The sequence below is a fragment of the Streptosporangium sp. NPDC049376 genome, from assembly GCF_044466505.1.
In the GTDB taxonomy this organism is placed as follows: Bacteria; Actinomycetota; Actinomycetes; order Streptosporangiales; family Streptosporangiaceae; genus Streptosporangium.
Map to the genome: position 1 here is coordinate 1 of NZ_JBITMT010000032.1, position 14,390 is coordinate 14,390.

14 protein-coding genes are annotated in these 14,390 nt (G+C 71.4%); 7 read left to right on the forward strand and 7 right to left on the reverse strand.

The window, feature by feature from the left end:
* Window positions 1-184: 184 nt before the first annotated feature.
* The 4 genes from ACIBVQ_RS38470 to ACIBVQ_RS38485 all read right to left on the reverse strand — a co-directional run bounded on the left by ACIBVQ_RS38470 (window position 185) and on the right by ACIBVQ_RS38485 (window position 3,728).
* On the reverse strand, window positions 185-1,177 hold the full coding sequence (locus tag ACIBVQ_RS38470) for an Lrp/AsnC family transcriptional regulator (protein WP_352015152.1): 993 nt from the start codon (window positions 1,175-1,177) through the stop codon (window positions 185-187).
* Between the two features lie 77 nt (window positions 1,178-1,254).
* Window positions 1,255-1,929: a FadR/GntR family transcriptional regulator gene (locus tag ACIBVQ_RS38475; RefSeq protein WP_352015153.1), complete on the reverse strand. Its 675-nt coding sequence runs from the start codon at window positions 1,927-1,929 to the stop codon at window positions 1,255-1,257.
* A 37-nt stretch (window positions 1,930-1,966) separates the two neighbouring features.
* Window positions 1,967-3,001 carry an MBL fold metallo-hydrolase gene (locus tag ACIBVQ_RS38480; RefSeq protein ID WP_399183779.1) on the reverse strand — a complete coding sequence of 345 codons (1,035 nt, stop codon included), beginning with the start codon at window positions 2,999-3,001 and terminating at the stop codon, window positions 1,967-1,969.
* 118 nt (window positions 3,002-3,119) lie between these two features.
* Window positions 3,120-3,728, reverse strand: coding sequence for a TetR family transcriptional regulator (locus ACIBVQ_RS38485; protein ID WP_352015209.1), 609 nt, complete (start codon window positions 3,726-3,728; stop codon window positions 3,120-3,122).
* A 614-nt stretch (window positions 3,729-4,342) separates the two neighbouring features.
* On the opposite strand from ACIBVQ_RS38485, the gene ACIBVQ_RS38490 reads away from it, so the two are divergent.
* Window positions 4,343-4,750: an acyl dehydratase gene (locus ACIBVQ_RS38490; protein WP_352015155.1), complete on the forward strand. Its 408-nt coding sequence runs from the start codon at window positions 4,343-4,345 to the stop codon at window positions 4,748-4,750.
* Window positions 4,751-4,767: 17 nt separating this feature from the next.
* Here ACIBVQ_RS38490 and ACIBVQ_RS38495 read toward each other — a convergent pair whose 3' ends face one another.
* Window positions 4,768-6,516: a hypothetical protein gene (locus ACIBVQ_RS38495; RefSeq protein ID WP_399183782.1), complete on the reverse strand. Its 1,749-nt coding sequence runs from the start codon at window positions 6,514-6,516 to the stop codon at window positions 4,768-4,770.
* A 280-nt stretch (window positions 6,517-6,796) separates the two neighbouring features.
* On the opposite strand from ACIBVQ_RS38495, the gene ACIBVQ_RS38500 reads away from it, so the two are divergent.
* The 5 genes from ACIBVQ_RS38500 (at window position 6,797) to ACIBVQ_RS38520 (ending at window position 10,745) form a co-directional block, all read left to right on the forward strand.
* On the forward strand, window positions 6,797-7,900 hold the full coding sequence (locus ACIBVQ_RS38500) for an ABC transporter ATP-binding protein (protein ID WP_352015157.1): 1,104 nt from the start codon (window positions 6,797-6,799) through the stop codon (window positions 7,898-7,900).
* Complete coding sequence (locus ACIBVQ_RS38505; protein WP_352015158.1) at window positions 7,893-8,555, forward strand: ABC transporter permease; 663 nt, start codon at window positions 7,893-7,895, stop codon at window positions 8,553-8,555. The genes ACIBVQ_RS38500 and ACIBVQ_RS38505 overlap by 8 nt, the downstream gene beginning before the upstream one ends.
* On the forward strand, window positions 8,552-9,223 hold the full coding sequence (locus tag ACIBVQ_RS38510) for an ABC transporter permease (RefSeq protein ID WP_399183784.1): 672 nt from the start codon (window positions 8,552-8,554) through the stop codon (window positions 9,221-9,223). Before ACIBVQ_RS38505 ends, ACIBVQ_RS38510 begins: the two co-directional genes overlap by 4 nt.
* Before the next feature lie 38 nt (window positions 9,224-9,261).
* Window positions 9,262-10,188: an ABC transporter substrate-binding protein gene (locus tag ACIBVQ_RS38515; protein WP_362909552.1), complete on the forward strand. Its 927-nt coding sequence runs from the start codon at window positions 9,262-9,264 to the stop codon at window positions 10,186-10,188.
* A 74-nt stretch (window positions 10,189-10,262) separates the two neighbouring features.
* Window positions 10,263-10,745: a flavin reductase family protein gene (locus ACIBVQ_RS38520; RefSeq protein ID WP_352015161.1), complete on the forward strand. Its 483-nt coding sequence runs from the start codon at window positions 10,263-10,265 to the stop codon at window positions 10,743-10,745.
* A 22-nt stretch (window positions 10,746-10,767) separates the two neighbouring features.
* Here the strand turns inward: ACIBVQ_RS38520 and ACIBVQ_RS38525 are convergent, their stop codons facing one another.
* Window positions 10,768-11,274, reverse strand: coding sequence for a MarR family transcriptional regulator (locus ACIBVQ_RS38525; RefSeq protein ID WP_352015162.1), 507 nt, complete (start codon window positions 11,272-11,274; stop codon window positions 10,768-10,770).
* A gap of 167 nt (window positions 11,275-11,441) precedes the next feature.
* Here ACIBVQ_RS38525 and ACIBVQ_RS38530 point away from each other — a divergent pair, with 167 nt between their 5' ends.
* On the forward strand, window positions 11,442-12,701 hold the full coding sequence (locus tag ACIBVQ_RS38530) for a multidrug effflux MFS transporter (RefSeq protein WP_399183787.1): 1,260 nt from the start codon (window positions 11,442-11,444) through the stop codon (window positions 12,699-12,701).
* Here ACIBVQ_RS38530 and sppA read toward each other — a convergent pair.
* On the reverse strand, window positions 12,670-14,370 hold the full coding sequence (gene sppA / locus ACIBVQ_RS38535; protein WP_399183789.1) for a signal peptide peptidase SppA: 1,701 nt from the start codon (window positions 14,368-14,370) through the stop codon (window positions 12,670-12,672). The two genes, ACIBVQ_RS38530 and sppA, sit on opposite strands and share 32 nt — an antisense overlap.
* Window positions 14,371-14,390: the final 20 nt, after the last annotated feature.

The following is a 14,390-nucleotide window of genomic DNA, read 5'->3' on the forward strand; positions in this document are numbered from 1 at the left end:
CGCTTCGACAAGCTCGCCAGCCGCTACCTCGCAGGCGTCACCCTGGCATCCGTCATGCTCTGGCTCCGCCACTCCGAATTGTCAGACAGGCCTTAGGGCGAACCGTATGCGCATCTTCCCTGCGGCGCGCGTGCCTTCCGGTCTGCGAGAACCGGTGCCCCCGCACCGGCCTGAGGGACCCGGGTCAGCCGATCGGGCCCGCCCAGCGGTCGGCGACGCCGTCCCGCTTGATGATGAAGCCGCGTTTCAGGGGCAGGAGGGTCATCGTCGTCTCGATCGCCCTGATCCCGGTCAGTCCGCCGATCTCCCTGAGGATCTCGTAGAGCTCGGAGCGGCCGGGGACGGCCACGTGGGCCACGAGCTGGTGGTCGCCCGCCACCGCCAGGACGTATCTCACCTTCGGCAGCCTGGCCAGGGCGTGGCCGACCGTCTCGACCTCCCGCTCCGCGACCCGCAGCCAGAGCGCGGCCTCGATCGGCAGGCCCAGGTAGGCGGGCTCGATCTCCGCGCGGATGCGCAGGATGCCCCTGCGGAGCAGGGAGTCCAGCCTGCGGCGGGCGGTCGACTCGCTGATCCCGGTGGCCGCCGCGATCTCCGCGTGGGTGGCCCGGCCGTCCGCGGCGACCGCGGCGATGATCCGCTCGTCCTCGGCGGAGGGGGTGTCACCGGCGCGCTGGAAGCGCTCGGGCAACGGCGTCCACTGTTCGAGGAGTCCCTCGATCTCCTGCGGGGTGAGCACGTCCACGTGCCACTCCTGGGGGGTCTTGAAGTAACGCAGCGCCGGGTAGGTGGTGCTCTCGACCACCCCGTCGATCGAGGGGATGTCCCGGAAGATCAGATCGACCAGGGCGTCGTCGGCCACGCACAGCTCCGCGGTGCAGTCGGCGGAGCCGGAGACCAGCGAGACGAACCGGGTCTGGGGCAACTCGGCCAGCGCGGCGCCGACGTCGATCACCGAACCGGGCCGGCAGCGCAGCCGCAGGATCGCCGAGCCGATCCGGCGGTCGTCGACCACTCCGACGACGGACAGGACGCCCGCCTCCGTCAGCCGGGTGGCCCGTCTGGCCACGTTGCGGGTCGACTCGTCCAGCACTCTTCCGATGCGGTCCCAGGTGGCGCGTCCGTTCACCTGAAGGGCGGCCACCACCCGTAAGTCGGCTCCATCGAGTGGCTGCATGGGGGGCATCCTCGTCGTCGGGGAATCGTTCCGCCCCAAGAGTACGGCTTTGTGATCTTTTATGATGCGATATCCGCTCAGGCGAGCACGCTACGAAGCCACTCCTCGACTCCGGCGACATGGACCGTGGCCCAGGCGCGCGCGACCTCGGGCTGCCGGGCGGCGATGGCCTCGTAGATCGCGGTGTGCTGCTCACGCGTCCTGGTCAGGGCGTTCTCCCTGGTCAGGGCCCGCCAGAGCCTGGCCCGTGTGGTCGGTCCCGAGAGGCTCTCGATGAGGGAGCACAGCACCGAGTTCCCCGAACCCGCCGCGATGCGCCGGTGGAACTCCAGGTCGTTGGCGGTCAGCTGCTCGACGCTCGGGTTCTCGGGCAACCGGGTGAGGATCTCGTGCAGCTCGGCTATCTCGGCCTCGGTCATCCGGGTGGCGGCCATCGCGGTCGCCTCGGGCTCCAGGATCCGGCGGACCTGGAAGAACTCAAGCGCCGTGTCGTCCTGGTGGAAGTCGACCACGAACGCCATCGCGTCCAGCAGCAGGCGAGGCTCCAGGCTGGTCACGTAGGTGCCGTCGCCCTGCCGTACGTCCAGCACGTTGATCAGCGCCAGGGCGCGGACGGCCTCGCGCAGGGAGTTGCGCGACAGGCCGAGCCGTTCGGCCAGGTCGGCCTCCTTCGGCAGCCTGCCGCCAGGGGGGATCTCGCCCTCCAGGATCATCTGCTTGATCCTGTCGATAGCGGTGTCGGTGACCGCCACGCTTCGCCCTCCCTGGTCACGCTCAGACATCGGATGTCTATGAGTGTACGGCGAAGCGCACCATATCTTCCTTGGGGTCCCCCTCGGCGGTACGGCGGACCCTGCCCCGCACCTCAAGGGCGCGCAGGTGGGCGGCGGCCTCGGCGGCGGCCATGCCGCGCAGCATGGAGGGCAGGTCGTCCCAGGAGCGCTTCCAGGTCATCCGTGAGGCGATCTCCCAGATGGTGAGCGGCTCGCCCGCCTCGGCCAGCAGGGCCATCAGGGAGGTGAGTTTCTCCTCGTGATGCGCGCCGATCGCCCGCGCCCGCTCCGCCGTGTCCTGAAATATCCACTCATGGGCGGGCAGGGCTTCGAGCGGTCCCAGCTCCGCCACCTTCTCCAGCGAGGCCAGGAAGTCCCCGAGCGGGTCCATGTCGGTCCGGTCGTAGGGGTAGACGCCGATGTGCGGGGTGATGCCCGGCAGTACGTGGTCCCCGGTGAAGAGCCGGTCGGCGTCCTCCAGGTGCAGGCAGACGTGACCCGGGGTGTGACCGGGGGTCCAGACGGTGCGGAGCCTGCGCCCGGGAATGTCGATCATGTCGCCGTCGCGCAGGGTCCTGTCCGGTGCGGCGGGGGGCTCGGGACGGTAGGCGGTGGTCACCGCCTCGATCTCGGCCGCGCCGGCTCCCGCCCGGCGCAGCATCCCGGCCCGCTCGGTGCGCTGGGCGTCCTCCTCGGCCTCGCGCATGGTCCCGACCAGCTCGGCGTCAGCCTCGTGCATGGCGATCCAGGCCCCGGACTCCTGCCGCACCTGGCCGGCGAGTCCGGCGTGGTCGGCGTGGAAGTGGGTGACGACGACCCCCCTGACCTCGCGGATGTCCATGCCGGTGGCGGCCAGTCCGTCCCGCAGGGCCAGCCAGGCGTCGGGGTGGTTCCAGCCCGCGTCGACCAGCACCGGCCCGGCGGGGGACTCGATCGCGTAGATCAACGTGTATCCGAGGGGGTTGCCGGGGATCGGCACGGGCACGCTCCACACCCCGCCACCGATGTCGGTCGGACGCTGTTCGCTGTAGGGCCTGCGGAGGGATTTCAACGGCGGCGCTCCCTGTCTGTCGGCGTCGTCCCGGCGGCTCCACGGTCCAGGGGGTTCCCGGCGCGCCGCTCTAGAACGTTAGTCTGTTCGCCTCGCCGACAGTAACGCGTGCCGGCCTTCAGGGTGAAGGCGGGGCGGGGAAATCGGCGAGCAGCCGGGTGGCGGTGATCTCCAGATGACGCTGGACCTGGTCGTAGGTCCGCTGCCCCCTGAGCATCGCCAGCAGTTCGTGCACCCAGACACTCGTCAGCGAACCCGCGAGGACGCGCTGCTCCTCGGTCACCGTCCGCGCGTCGGGCTCGTGCCCGGAGACACGCAGCAGCAGGCCGGTCACCCGCTCGGCGAACGGGGTGTCGATCTCCGCCATGATCAGCGAACGGACGAGGGCGTCGGCCAGCTCGGGCTCGCGCATCAGACCCCGGGTCGCGCGCATCAGCACGTCCACGGCACGGCCCGAGGGGGTGGTCGTGGCCGGGGGCCTGCGCTCGACGCTGCCCTCGATCAGGTCGATCTCGTCACTGACGACCGCGACGACCAGGTCCATCTTCGAGGGGAAGTAGCGGTAGAGCGTGCCGAGGGCGACCCCCGCGCGCTCGGCGACGGTGCGCATCTGCATGGCCTCGACGCCGCCGAGGGAGGCCAGGGCCGCGGCGGCCTGGACGATGCGCCTGCGGCGCTGGTGCTGGCTTCTCGCGCGGACACCGCTCGGGTGCGGTTCGCTCTGCATGCCGGATGCCCCCTCGATCGTGGCCGGTCCGGCGCCGCCGGTGGCCGGGGCTCCGCCGGGGCGCGGGGCGACCGGGAGACCCACGGCCGCACGCGGGGTACGCATGAGAACACGTTATCTGACCTTCGCCCGCTCCGGTGGGTTATCTGTCAGTTACAGGGGATCTCTGTCTCCACATGTCACGCGTGTTATGGAGCCCTGTCGTCATCATGGGGCAGGTATGGGGCGGGGTGAAAAATGTAATTGGTTCTACCCCACTGCGCGGAAGTCCTCGGGTACTGGATTTTCGCCCTGGGGAGGGAAAAACCAGCCCGACACATGCGAGCCGTACCCTCCGGAAGGCAGGGGGAAAGGCGGGACCGCCTTCTTCTGGAAGGGTGTGCCGGGGGCGGGACGCGTCGGGTGCGGTCCTTCCCCCACCGACCGGGCCGCCGGGCCGTACGGCGTGGCACGTCGCGGGAGCGCGGTTGTCACGGCGAGGACCCGCGGCCTCGCCGTGCGCCGTGACCCCCGGCGCCGGGAGGACGGTGGTGGTAACTGCCGGAAGGTGTGTGGGCGGTGGCGGCGTCGTGGGCCGCCCACCTGGAGAAGTGGGTATCGGTATGCCGTCGTGTGTGACGTACCGCCAGCAGGATGACGAGTCGGCTCGCAGGTGCGGGCCTCCCGGGAAGGAGGCGGCGTTCGTCGAGGTCGGAACCCTTCTGCCCACCGCCACGATCACGCTGACCTCGACCGCGGGCCTCGCCCCGCCGCACCGTGACCGCCCTGAGGGCGGCCTCCTCGACATCCTGACCACGATGGGCCTCGTCGAGCGGTACGTCACCGACTGGGCGGGGCCGGAGGCGCTGGTCCGCGGGATCAACGTCAAGCTCGGCCTTCCCGCCCACGCCGGGGAGACGCTGGCCCTCACCGGGACCGTCATGTCCCGTGAGGGCGAGAGGCTCACGGTGCGGGTCCTGGGACAGATCGGCCTCGGAACACACGTCTCGGGCACCGTCCGTCTCGCCTTCCCCGACCACTGAGGGCGCCGGGCCGGGCGTCAGGGCGTCAGCGGGGTGGGCATCGCGAAGAAGACGAGCATCGCGATCGCCACGCAGACCACGCAGATGACGAAGCCGAACAGCTCCCACGCCCAGTCGTGGCGCTGCCCGCCCCGCCTGGCCTGCCCGCGCCTGCGGCGTGCCCTCCCGCCCAGCCGCGACAGGCGTGTGGCGGGGGCCTTCTCCGAGACGCCGGCGGTCTCGGGTTCGGCGAGGATCTCCCGAGGCGAGTCCGGTACGCCGGAAAGGTCTTCGGGAAGGCTCTCGGGGAGGGGCGCGGGGGCCGGGGCGTCGTCGCCGGGCTGCTCCGCGTGCGCGCCGCGGTGCGCGCCCGTTCTCCTGGCGCTCCGGCCCGGCCTCCTCGCGTGCCTGGCACGGTCCCCGGAGTCCGTGAAGTCCGAGGAGTCCACAGAGGCCTCCGCAGAGGCCTCCACGGTGCCCAGCTCGTCGGTCCGCAGCGGCCAGCCGGCCGGGGCGGGCCGTACGGCCTCCGGCTCGGGGAGGACCGGGGCGGCGGCGTCCAGTTCCTCGGCCCGCAGCGGCCAGCCGGGCAGCGGCGTCACGACCCCGGAGGACTCGAAGGCGGCGAAGTCCTCGGGGGCCGTCTCCCTGGGAGCGGCGGCGACCAGTTTGTCGGAGTGCTGCCTGGGCCTCGGCTCGGGGGTGAACGGCTGGAACAGGTCCTCGGGGGCGCCCTCATGGCGGGTTGCGGGCGCGTCGTCGAGCACGTCCCCCGGGATCGGGGCGGACAGCGGCTTCGCCCCGCGCGGCTTGGGCCGCTGGAGCCTGCGCCGGGGAGTGCGCGGGACGATCTCGTCGAGCGCGCTCAGCACCGAGTCCTTGAGCTTGGGCATCGGCTCGGTCGTCGCCTCGTGCGCGGAGACGACGTCGGGGTCCGGCGGGGAGAAGGGGTCGGGGAAGTTGTCCCGCGCGGGCGCGGCGGGGAAGAAGTCCGCGGGGGAGAAGGGCGGCGGCAGCTCCGGCGTGGCGAAGACGCTGGTGCTGGTCAGGGCGTCGGTGTCGGCCAGCGGCAGCGGCCAGGCGGGCGGCGTCGGCCACAGGGGCCTGAGCGAGACCGGCAGCGCCGGGGTCCGCGTGGGGGAGGCCGGGGGGAGCGCCGGCGCGCCGGGGAGTCCCAGAACGGCCGCGCGCAGTCCGGCGGGCGGGACGGCCCACGGGGCGCGGACGAGCACGTCCCTGATCGGGGCCACACCGAGCGCGCCGAAGGCGTCGGCCAGGTGGGCCGGGACCCTGGCAGAGACCAGGGCGAGCTGGAGGGACTGGGCGAAGCGGCGGCAGGCGCTCACGGTCAGCTCGTCGGCCGTGTCGGCGGCCACGTCGAGCACCCAGGACAGCTCGGCGGTGTCCATCTCGCGCACGCCGGACAGGTACAGCACCTCGCGCTGGTGCGGGCGCAGGTCGTGCAGCACCCGGTCGACGAAGAGGGAGACCGGGTCGGCGCCGGGCAGCGGGGCGGCGTGGACGACGTCCCGCTGGTGGATCTCGCGGCGGGCGAGCGCGTACAGCGCGGCGCGCGGCGGCCGTGCGTCGGAGACGGCACCCGAGGAAGCATGAGTGGAGGCGCCAGAGGAGGTGAGGGTGGCGAAGACGGCCGCCAGCGCCGTGCCCGCGGCCCCCGGATCGCCCAGCTGGTCGTGGCAGTAGGCGAACAGCCCGGCGGCGTGTGTGTCATAGAGCTCGGTAATCAGTTCGCCGCGCGAGCGCTGACCGAGGATCGGTTGGTTCACGAGACCGGTTCCTCTGGGGTCGTGGTGAGAAGCGAGGGCGAAAAGCCCGTGGTACGTGTGACTGGAGGGGTCGATGTCCACGATATGGGTAATCGTGGTGAGACGCCGAGATTCTGGGCACTATTGAGTGCTCTTTTGCTCGATATCTCACGATCCCGGATGACTTGGCCGGGGGGACGGGGTCGAATGTCGGAGGGCCACCGTAGGCTGTCGGTCGGACAGATCATGGGGCGGTTGTGGCAGGGGGGCCGCGGCCCTGCCGAGAAGCATGGGGTTGCGCATGATCACATTTGACGGGGTCACCAAACGCTACGCCGACGGGACCGTGGCCGTCGACCGTCTCAGCCTTGAGGCGCCGACGGGCGAGATCACGGTCTTCGTGGGCCCCTCAGGATGCGGCAAGACCACCTCACTCCGCATGATCAACAGGATGATCGACCCGTCGGAGGGCCGTGTCCTCCTCGACGGCGTCGACGTCACGACCATCGACCCACCGGCCCTGCGCCGGGGCATCGGCTACGTCATCCAGCAGGCGGGCCTCTTCCCGCACCGCAAGATCGTCGACAACGTCGCGACGGTGCCCCACCTGCTCGGCTGGAACAGGAAGAAGGCCCGCGACCGCGCGATGGAGCTGCTCGAACGGGTCGGGCTCGACCTCGGGCTCGCCGAGCGCTACCCCTTCCAGCTCTCCGGCGGGCAGCAGCAGCGTGTCGGCGTCGCCCGCGCGCTGGCGGCCGACCCGCCGGTGCTGCTGATGGACGAGCCGTTCAGCGCGGTCGATCCCGTCGTGCGCACCAGCCTGCAGGAGGAGCTGCTGCGGCTGCAGGCCGAGCTGAACAAGACCATCGTCTTCGTCACCCACGACATCGACGAGGCCGTCAAACTCGGCGACCGGGTGGCCGTGCTGCGCGTCGGCGGCCACCTCGCCCAGCTCGACGACCCCGCGACCCTCCTGTCCAGGCCCGCCGACGACTTCGTCCGCGAGTTCCTCGGCCGCGACCGGGGCATCAGGCGCCTGTCGTTCGTCCCCGGCCAGGAGGTACGGCTGCGCACCGACCTCACCGCGCCCGTCTCCGCCGAGGTCGCCGGTCTGCGCGCCGCGGCCGATCCCTGGCTGGCGGTGCTCGACGAGGACGGCAGGCCGCTCGGCTGGGTCAGGGTCGCCGACCTGCCCGCCTCGGGCACGCTCGCCGACGTGCGGCCCGCGCCGTACGGGACGTTCGTCAGGGGGCGCGACTCGCTGCGCGCGGCGCTCGACGCGACACTGCTGTCCCCGTCGGGGTGCGCGATCGCGGTCGACGACGCCGGGCGGGCCGAGGGCGTGGTCACCCGCGAGGCGCTGAACGAGGCGCTCGACCGGGTCGCCGGGGGCGCCCATGCGTGAGGAGCCGCTGGTCCGCTGGGACTGGATCGGGCGTAACTGGCCCTCCATCCAGTCCCTCCTCGAAGATCACGTCGTCATGTCGCTGGTGCCGATCGTCGTCGGGCTGCTCGTCGCGCTCCCGCTCGGGCTGGCCTGCGTCCGCTGGCGCGGGATCTACCAGCCGACCATGAGCGTCATGAACGTGACCTACTCGCTTCCCTCACTGGCCGTCTTCGTCATGCTCATCCCGGTCACGGGCCTGGCCACCAGGGCGACGGTCATCGTCCCGCTCGCCTTCTACTCGCTGGCGGTGCTCATCCCGGCGGTGGTCGACGGGCTCGGCTCGGTTCCCGACCACGTGCGCCAGTCCGCGGTCGCCATGGGCTTCACCCCGCTGCGCAGGCTGTTGCTGGTCGAGCTGCCGATCGCGGTCCCGGTGGTGCTGGCCGGGCTGCGCGTGGCCGCGGTCTCCAGCATCAGCCTGGTCAGCGTGGGGGCGCTGGTGGGCAGGGGCGGTCTCGGCTACCTGTTCATCGACGGCTGGCAGCGGCAGTTCTACACCCCGATCATCGTGGGCGTGGTGCTGGTCGTGCTGCTGGCCGCGATCGCCGACGCGCTGCTCGTGCTGGCCCAGCGGCTGCTCACCCCGTGGTCACGGGCGAGGGGGACGACATGAACTGGCTGGTCGACTTCTTCGGCGACCCGGCCAACTGGACGGGCCCCGACGGCATCCCGGTACGGCTGGCCGAGCACCTGCAGTTCTCCGCGGTCGCGTTGCTGCTGGCCATGCTGGTGGCGCTGCCACTCGGGCTGTGGATCGGGCACACCGGCAGGGGGGCGCTGCTGGTCGTGCTGAGCGCCAACGCCGCCCGCGCCCTGCCCACGCTCGGCCTGCTGGTGCTGGTCGTGCTGCTGGCAGGCCTGGGCACCGACCTGCCGGTGCTGATCCCGCTGGTCGCGCTGGCCGTGCCGCCCATCCTCGTCAACACCTACGAGGGCGTCAGGGGTGTCGACCCCGACCTGAGGGACGCCGCGTACGGCATGGGCCTGCGCGGCGGCCAGGTCCTGGGGCGGGTGCTGGTGCCGGTCGCGCTGCCGCTGATCCTGCTGGGCCTGCGGCTCGCGGCGATCCAGGTGGTGGCGACCGCGACCGTGGCCGCCTTCGTCGGACTGGGAGGCCTGGGGCGCTACGTCGTCGACGGGTTCGCCACCAACGACTACCCCCGCACCCTCGCCGGGGCGGTGCTCGTCGCGCTGCTCGCCCTGCTCGTCCAACTCGTCTTCGTCCTGGTCCAGAGACTGGTGGTCTCACCGGGGGTGAGGCGGCGTAACGCCGTACGGTAATGTCACCTTTACCTCCCGCCTTAGAAGGGAAAAGCACGATGAAGCGCCTTTTCAGCACCGTGGTGGTCACCCTCGCCGCGGCGCTCACACTCAGCGCGTGCGGTGGCGGTGATCCGCTCACCAACACCTCCCCGACCCCGGCAGACTCCGGGGCCGCGCCGGCGACCGGGGGTGGCGGGGGCAAGGTCGTCGTCGGCTCGGCGAACTTCCCGGAGAACGTCCTGCTCGCCGAGATCTACTCCCAGGCCCTTGAGGCCAAGGGCGTTCAGGTCGAGAAGAAGCTCAACATCGGCAGCCGTGAGGTCCTCTACGGGCAGGTCAAGAGCGGTGGCCTGACCATCCTGCCGGAGTACGTCGGCTCGCTGCTCGCCTTCGTCGACAAGTCGGCGACCGCCAAGAGCAAGGAGGACATCCTCGCCGCGCTCAAGGAGAAGCTCCCCGCCGAGCTTGAGGTCCTCGAACCCGCCGCGGCCGAGGACAACAACTCGCTGACCGTGACCAGGGAGCTCTCCCAGAAGGTCGGCCTGGTCACGATCGAGGACCTGGCCAAGGTCGCCAAGAACTACACCGTCGGCGGCCCGCCCGAGTTCCAGGCCCGCCAGGAGAAGAACTTCAAGGACGTCTACGGCCTGGAGTTCAAGGAGTGGAAGAAGACCGGTGACGCGACCGCCGACGCCATCAAGGACGGCACCATCGAGGTCGGCAACGTCTTCACCACCGACCCCAAGGTGATCATCAACGGCCTGGTCTCGCTGCAGGACACCAAGCACGCCTTCGGCGCCGACAACGTCGCGCCCCTGGTCAACAAGGCCGGGGTGAACGAGACCGTCACCGGCACGCTGAACGCGGTCTCCGCCAAGCTCGACACCGCCGGGCTGCTCACGCTGATGAAGCGCGTCTCGATCGACAAGGCCGACGCCGCCACGGTGGCCAAGGACTGGCTGACCCAGAACGGTCTCGCCTGACCCCGCCGGTCCTCCAGCACGGCCCGTGCCGCCCCGCGGCGCGGGCCGTGCGCCGTTTTCGCCATGATTGACCAATGAACGAGTTCGTCGAGGCCATGGGACAGGTGCCGACCGCCGTGACGGTCGTCACGGTGAAGGACGAGCGCGACGACGTGGGGGCGACCGTCGGCACCTTCACCTCGGTCTCGCTCGATCCGCAGCTGGTCATGGTGAGCATGGACAGCGGCGGCTACCTCAACGAACTGCTGCTGCGCCGCGACCGCTGGGCCGCCAGTGTGCTGTCCGGCGGGCAGAAGGCGATCGCCAGCCGGTTCGCCACCGCGGGCCGTCCCGGCGCCCGGCTCCTGCTGGCCGGAACGCCGCACCACCGGGGCGAGCTGAGCGAGGCACTCGTCGTGGACGGCGGCGTGACCGCCCTGGAGGCCGAGACGATCAAGGTCGTCCCCGCCGGGGACCACACGCTCTTCGTCGCCAGGGTGCTGGCCGTCGACTACGTCACCCCCGGCCTGACCCCTCTCGTACGGCTACGCGCCCGCTACCGCCCGGCTGGCGGCTGAGCCCGCCGTACCGGGGGCGCGTTCAGGGGGCCGTCATGTCGCGCAGGCCCGCCTCCATGACCTTGACCAGCTGGGTGAGCCCCTCGATGATCTGGGCTCGCTGCTGGGCGGTCATGCCGCTGAGGAGGCGCACCTCGACGGCGAGCTGCTGCGGGAACAGCGTGTTCACGACCTCGCTGCCCTCGTCGGTGAGGTGGACCAGGGCGGCCCTGCGGTCGGCGGGGTTGGCGGTGCGGCTGATGTAGCCACGCCGTTCCAGCTTGGCCAGGGTCTTGCTCAGCGCGGCGGGGGAGCGGCTCATCTGCCTGGCGAGCTGCCTGGCGATCGTCGGCTGTTCGGCGTACCGCAGCCGGAGCAGCACGTCCAGCTCGGGGGAGGTCACCGAGGCGCCGGCGAAGAGTGGCTCGATGGCCAGGTCGAGCAGCGCCTGAACCCGTTTCAGCGGGCCGACGACCTCCATCGAGGAGGTGTCGAGGCCTGGATACATCTGCCGCAACCGCTCGTACACCTGCTGGGCGGGGGCTTGCATGAGCCCTCCAATTCGTTAACCTATAAACTACTTATATCCGTTAACTAGTTAACTACCTGTTGCTGATGTCGCCCATCGTAGCGGCGTCACGTTCGCCCGGTGGCGAGAAAGCAGTTCGTGCCATGCCCAAGGACCCCCCTCTCGTCGCCCCCACAGTGACAGACACAGTGACAGACGCAGAGACCGGTGAACGGCCGCCGGAACACGTCGGACGGCTGCTTGTCGTGCTCGCCGCCCTCGGCGCCGTCGCCCCGCTGGCCACGGACATGTACGTCCCCGGCTTCCCCGGGCTGGTCCGGTCTCTCGGCACGACCGAGTCGTCGGTCCAGCTGTCCATGACGGCCTTCCTCATCGGCCTGGCCGTCGGGCAGATCCTGCTCGGCCCGGTCAGCGACGCCGTCGGCCGCCGTAAGGTCCTGCTCGGCGGCGCGACGCTGTTCACGGTGTTCTCGCTGGTCTGCGCGCTGGCCCCGAACGTCGACGTGCTCAACGTCGCCCGCCTGCTCGAAGGCGTCGCGGGGGCGGCGGGCATGGTCGTCGGCCGCGCCGTCCTCACCGACCGCTTCCACGGTACTCCCGAGGCCCCGCGTCACTTCGCGACCCTGTCGGTGATCGTGTCCTTCGCCCCGATCGCCGCCCCGGTGCTCGGCGGAGCCATCCTCGGCGTCGCCTCCTGGCGGGTCGTCTTCGCGGCGCTCGCGGGCTTCGGCGTCCTGCTGGTGCTGGGCGTCCTGGCCTGGGCACCGGAGAGCCTGCCCGCCTCCCGCAGGCACTCGGGCGGGGTCGGCACCACCTTCAGGGCCATCGCCGGGCTGTTCGGCAGGCGCGCCCTCATGGGGTACGTCCTCACCTCCTCCTTCTGCGGCGCGGCCCTGTTCACCTACATCGCGGGCTCGGCGTTCGTGTTCCAGGACGTCTACGGCGTCTCACCCACCCAGTACAGCCTCATCTTCGCCGTCAACGCCCTCGGCATGCTGGTCGGCGGGATCGTCTTCGGGCGGGTCGCCTCCCGGGTCAGGATCAACGCCCTGCTGACCGTGGGCCTGGGCACCGCCCTGGCGGCGACGGCCGTACTGCTCGTGGTGCTCCTCACCACGGGCGGCGGGCTCGTCGTCACCTGGGTCTGCTTCTTCCTGGTCATCGTCGGCTTCGGCCTCGTCCTGCCCGCGAGCACGACCATCGTCCAGGCCCTCGGTCACGACGCCCCGGGAGCCACCTCCGGCCTCCTCGGCGGCACCCAGTTCGTGCTGGGCGCCGCCGCCTCCCCGCTGGCGGGCCTGCTCGGGACGGACAGCCCGACGCCGACGGCCGCGGTCATGCTGGTCGCTCTCGCACTGGCCGCCCTGGCCCTGGCGTTCGCCCGTCCGTGGCAGGGCCACGGAGAGCCGGTACGGCTCAGCGGATCGTCCACGACCCGGGAAGCATGAGCGGCCCGTAGGACGGCAGGCCGAGCTCGGCGGCCAGGTGGGCCAACGGCCCCCACGACTCAAGGCGCAGCCGCGTCATGGCGGCGGCCTTGTCCTCGCTGGAGTCCGCCGGGCGCAGGCGCTCGATCGGGTTGAGCCGGGGGTAGGCGCGCACCGGGGCGTCCTCGGCCAGACCGCCCTTGCGCCGGGCCAGGGCGAGGGCGTCCTCAAGGCCGCCGAGCACGTCGACGAGCCCGCCCTCGTGGGCGTCGGCGCCCGTCCAGACCCGGCCCCTGGCCAGCTCGTGGACGCGCTCCCGTGACAGGCCGCGTCCCTCGGCCACCTTGTTGACGAAGTCGTCGTAGACCCGGTCGAGCCAGACGTTGATCCGCTCCCACTGGGCCTCGGAGAAGGCGTGCGTCGAGGAGAACATCCCGGCGTTGGCGCCCTCCCCGACCGACTCGGTGGAGACGCCGATCTTGTCCAGCAGACCGCCGATGACGGCCTTGCCGCCGAACACGCCGATGGAGCCGGTGAGCGTGCCCGGCTGGGCCACGATCGCGTCGGCGGACATCGAGACCATGTAGCCGCCGGAGGCCGCGACGTCGCCCATCGAGACGACCACGGGTTTGCCCGCCCTGCGGGTGAGCACGACCTCACGCCAGATGGCGTCGGAGGCCACGTAGGACCCGCCGGGGCTGTCCACCCGGAAGACGACGGCCTTGACGTGCTCGTCGCGCCGGGCGGCGCGCAGCGCGGCGCAGACGGTGTCGGACCCCATCGCCTCGCCGCCGCCCAGGGGGCTGCGTCCGCTGCGGCCCAGCCGGATCGGGCCGCTGCCGTGCACCAGGGCGACCGTCTGGCCGCCCGGCTGCGGGAGCTTGCCCGCGATCGGTCCCTTGGCGTAACGGCCGACGTAGAGCAGCAGGGACTCCTCGCCCGCGGCCCCGCGCACCTCGTCGTAGACCTCGTCGCGGTAGGCGAGCCGGTCGACGAGCCCGGCCTCGACCGCCTCGGCGCCGATGAACGGCCCCCGGTCGATCAGCTCCCTGACCTTGGCGGGTTCGAGGCCGCGACCCTCGGCGACACCCGCGACGACCTGCTCGACGACCGACTCGGTGATGCGGCCCAGCGACTCGCGGTGGGCGTCGGTCATGTGGTCCTGGGTGAAGGTGTTGGCGGCCGTCTTGTACTCGTGCCGCTGGCCGATCTGGTACTCGACGCCGAGCTTGCCGAGCGCGCCCCGCAGGAAGCGCTGTTCGAGGGAGACGCCGGTCAGCCCGACGTCGCCGGAGGGCTGCAGGTAGACCTTCTCGAAGGCGGTGGCCAGGTAGTAGGGGACGGTGCCCGCGCCGAACTCCCCGAAGGTCTCGGAGAAGGCCACCGTCAGCTTGCCCGCCTCCCTGAGCCGGGTCACCGACCGCCGTAGCTCCTGAACCGTCGCCAGGCCGAGGGGCCGGGTGCCGACCTTGACGATCAGCGCCCTGACCCTGGGGTCCTTCGCCGCGCGCCGCAGACCGGAGAGCACGTCGGCCAGCCGCGTCTTGCGCATGGACAGGATCGCGCCCAGAGGGTCGGCGGGAGGCCCCTCGAAGAGCCCCTCGGTGAGGTCGAGCTCAAGGACAAGCGGAGCGGTCCGCCGCTGCCTGAACCGGTCGACGGTGTCGATGATCACCTTGGTCGCATCCATGCTTGACACCCTAAGCGACG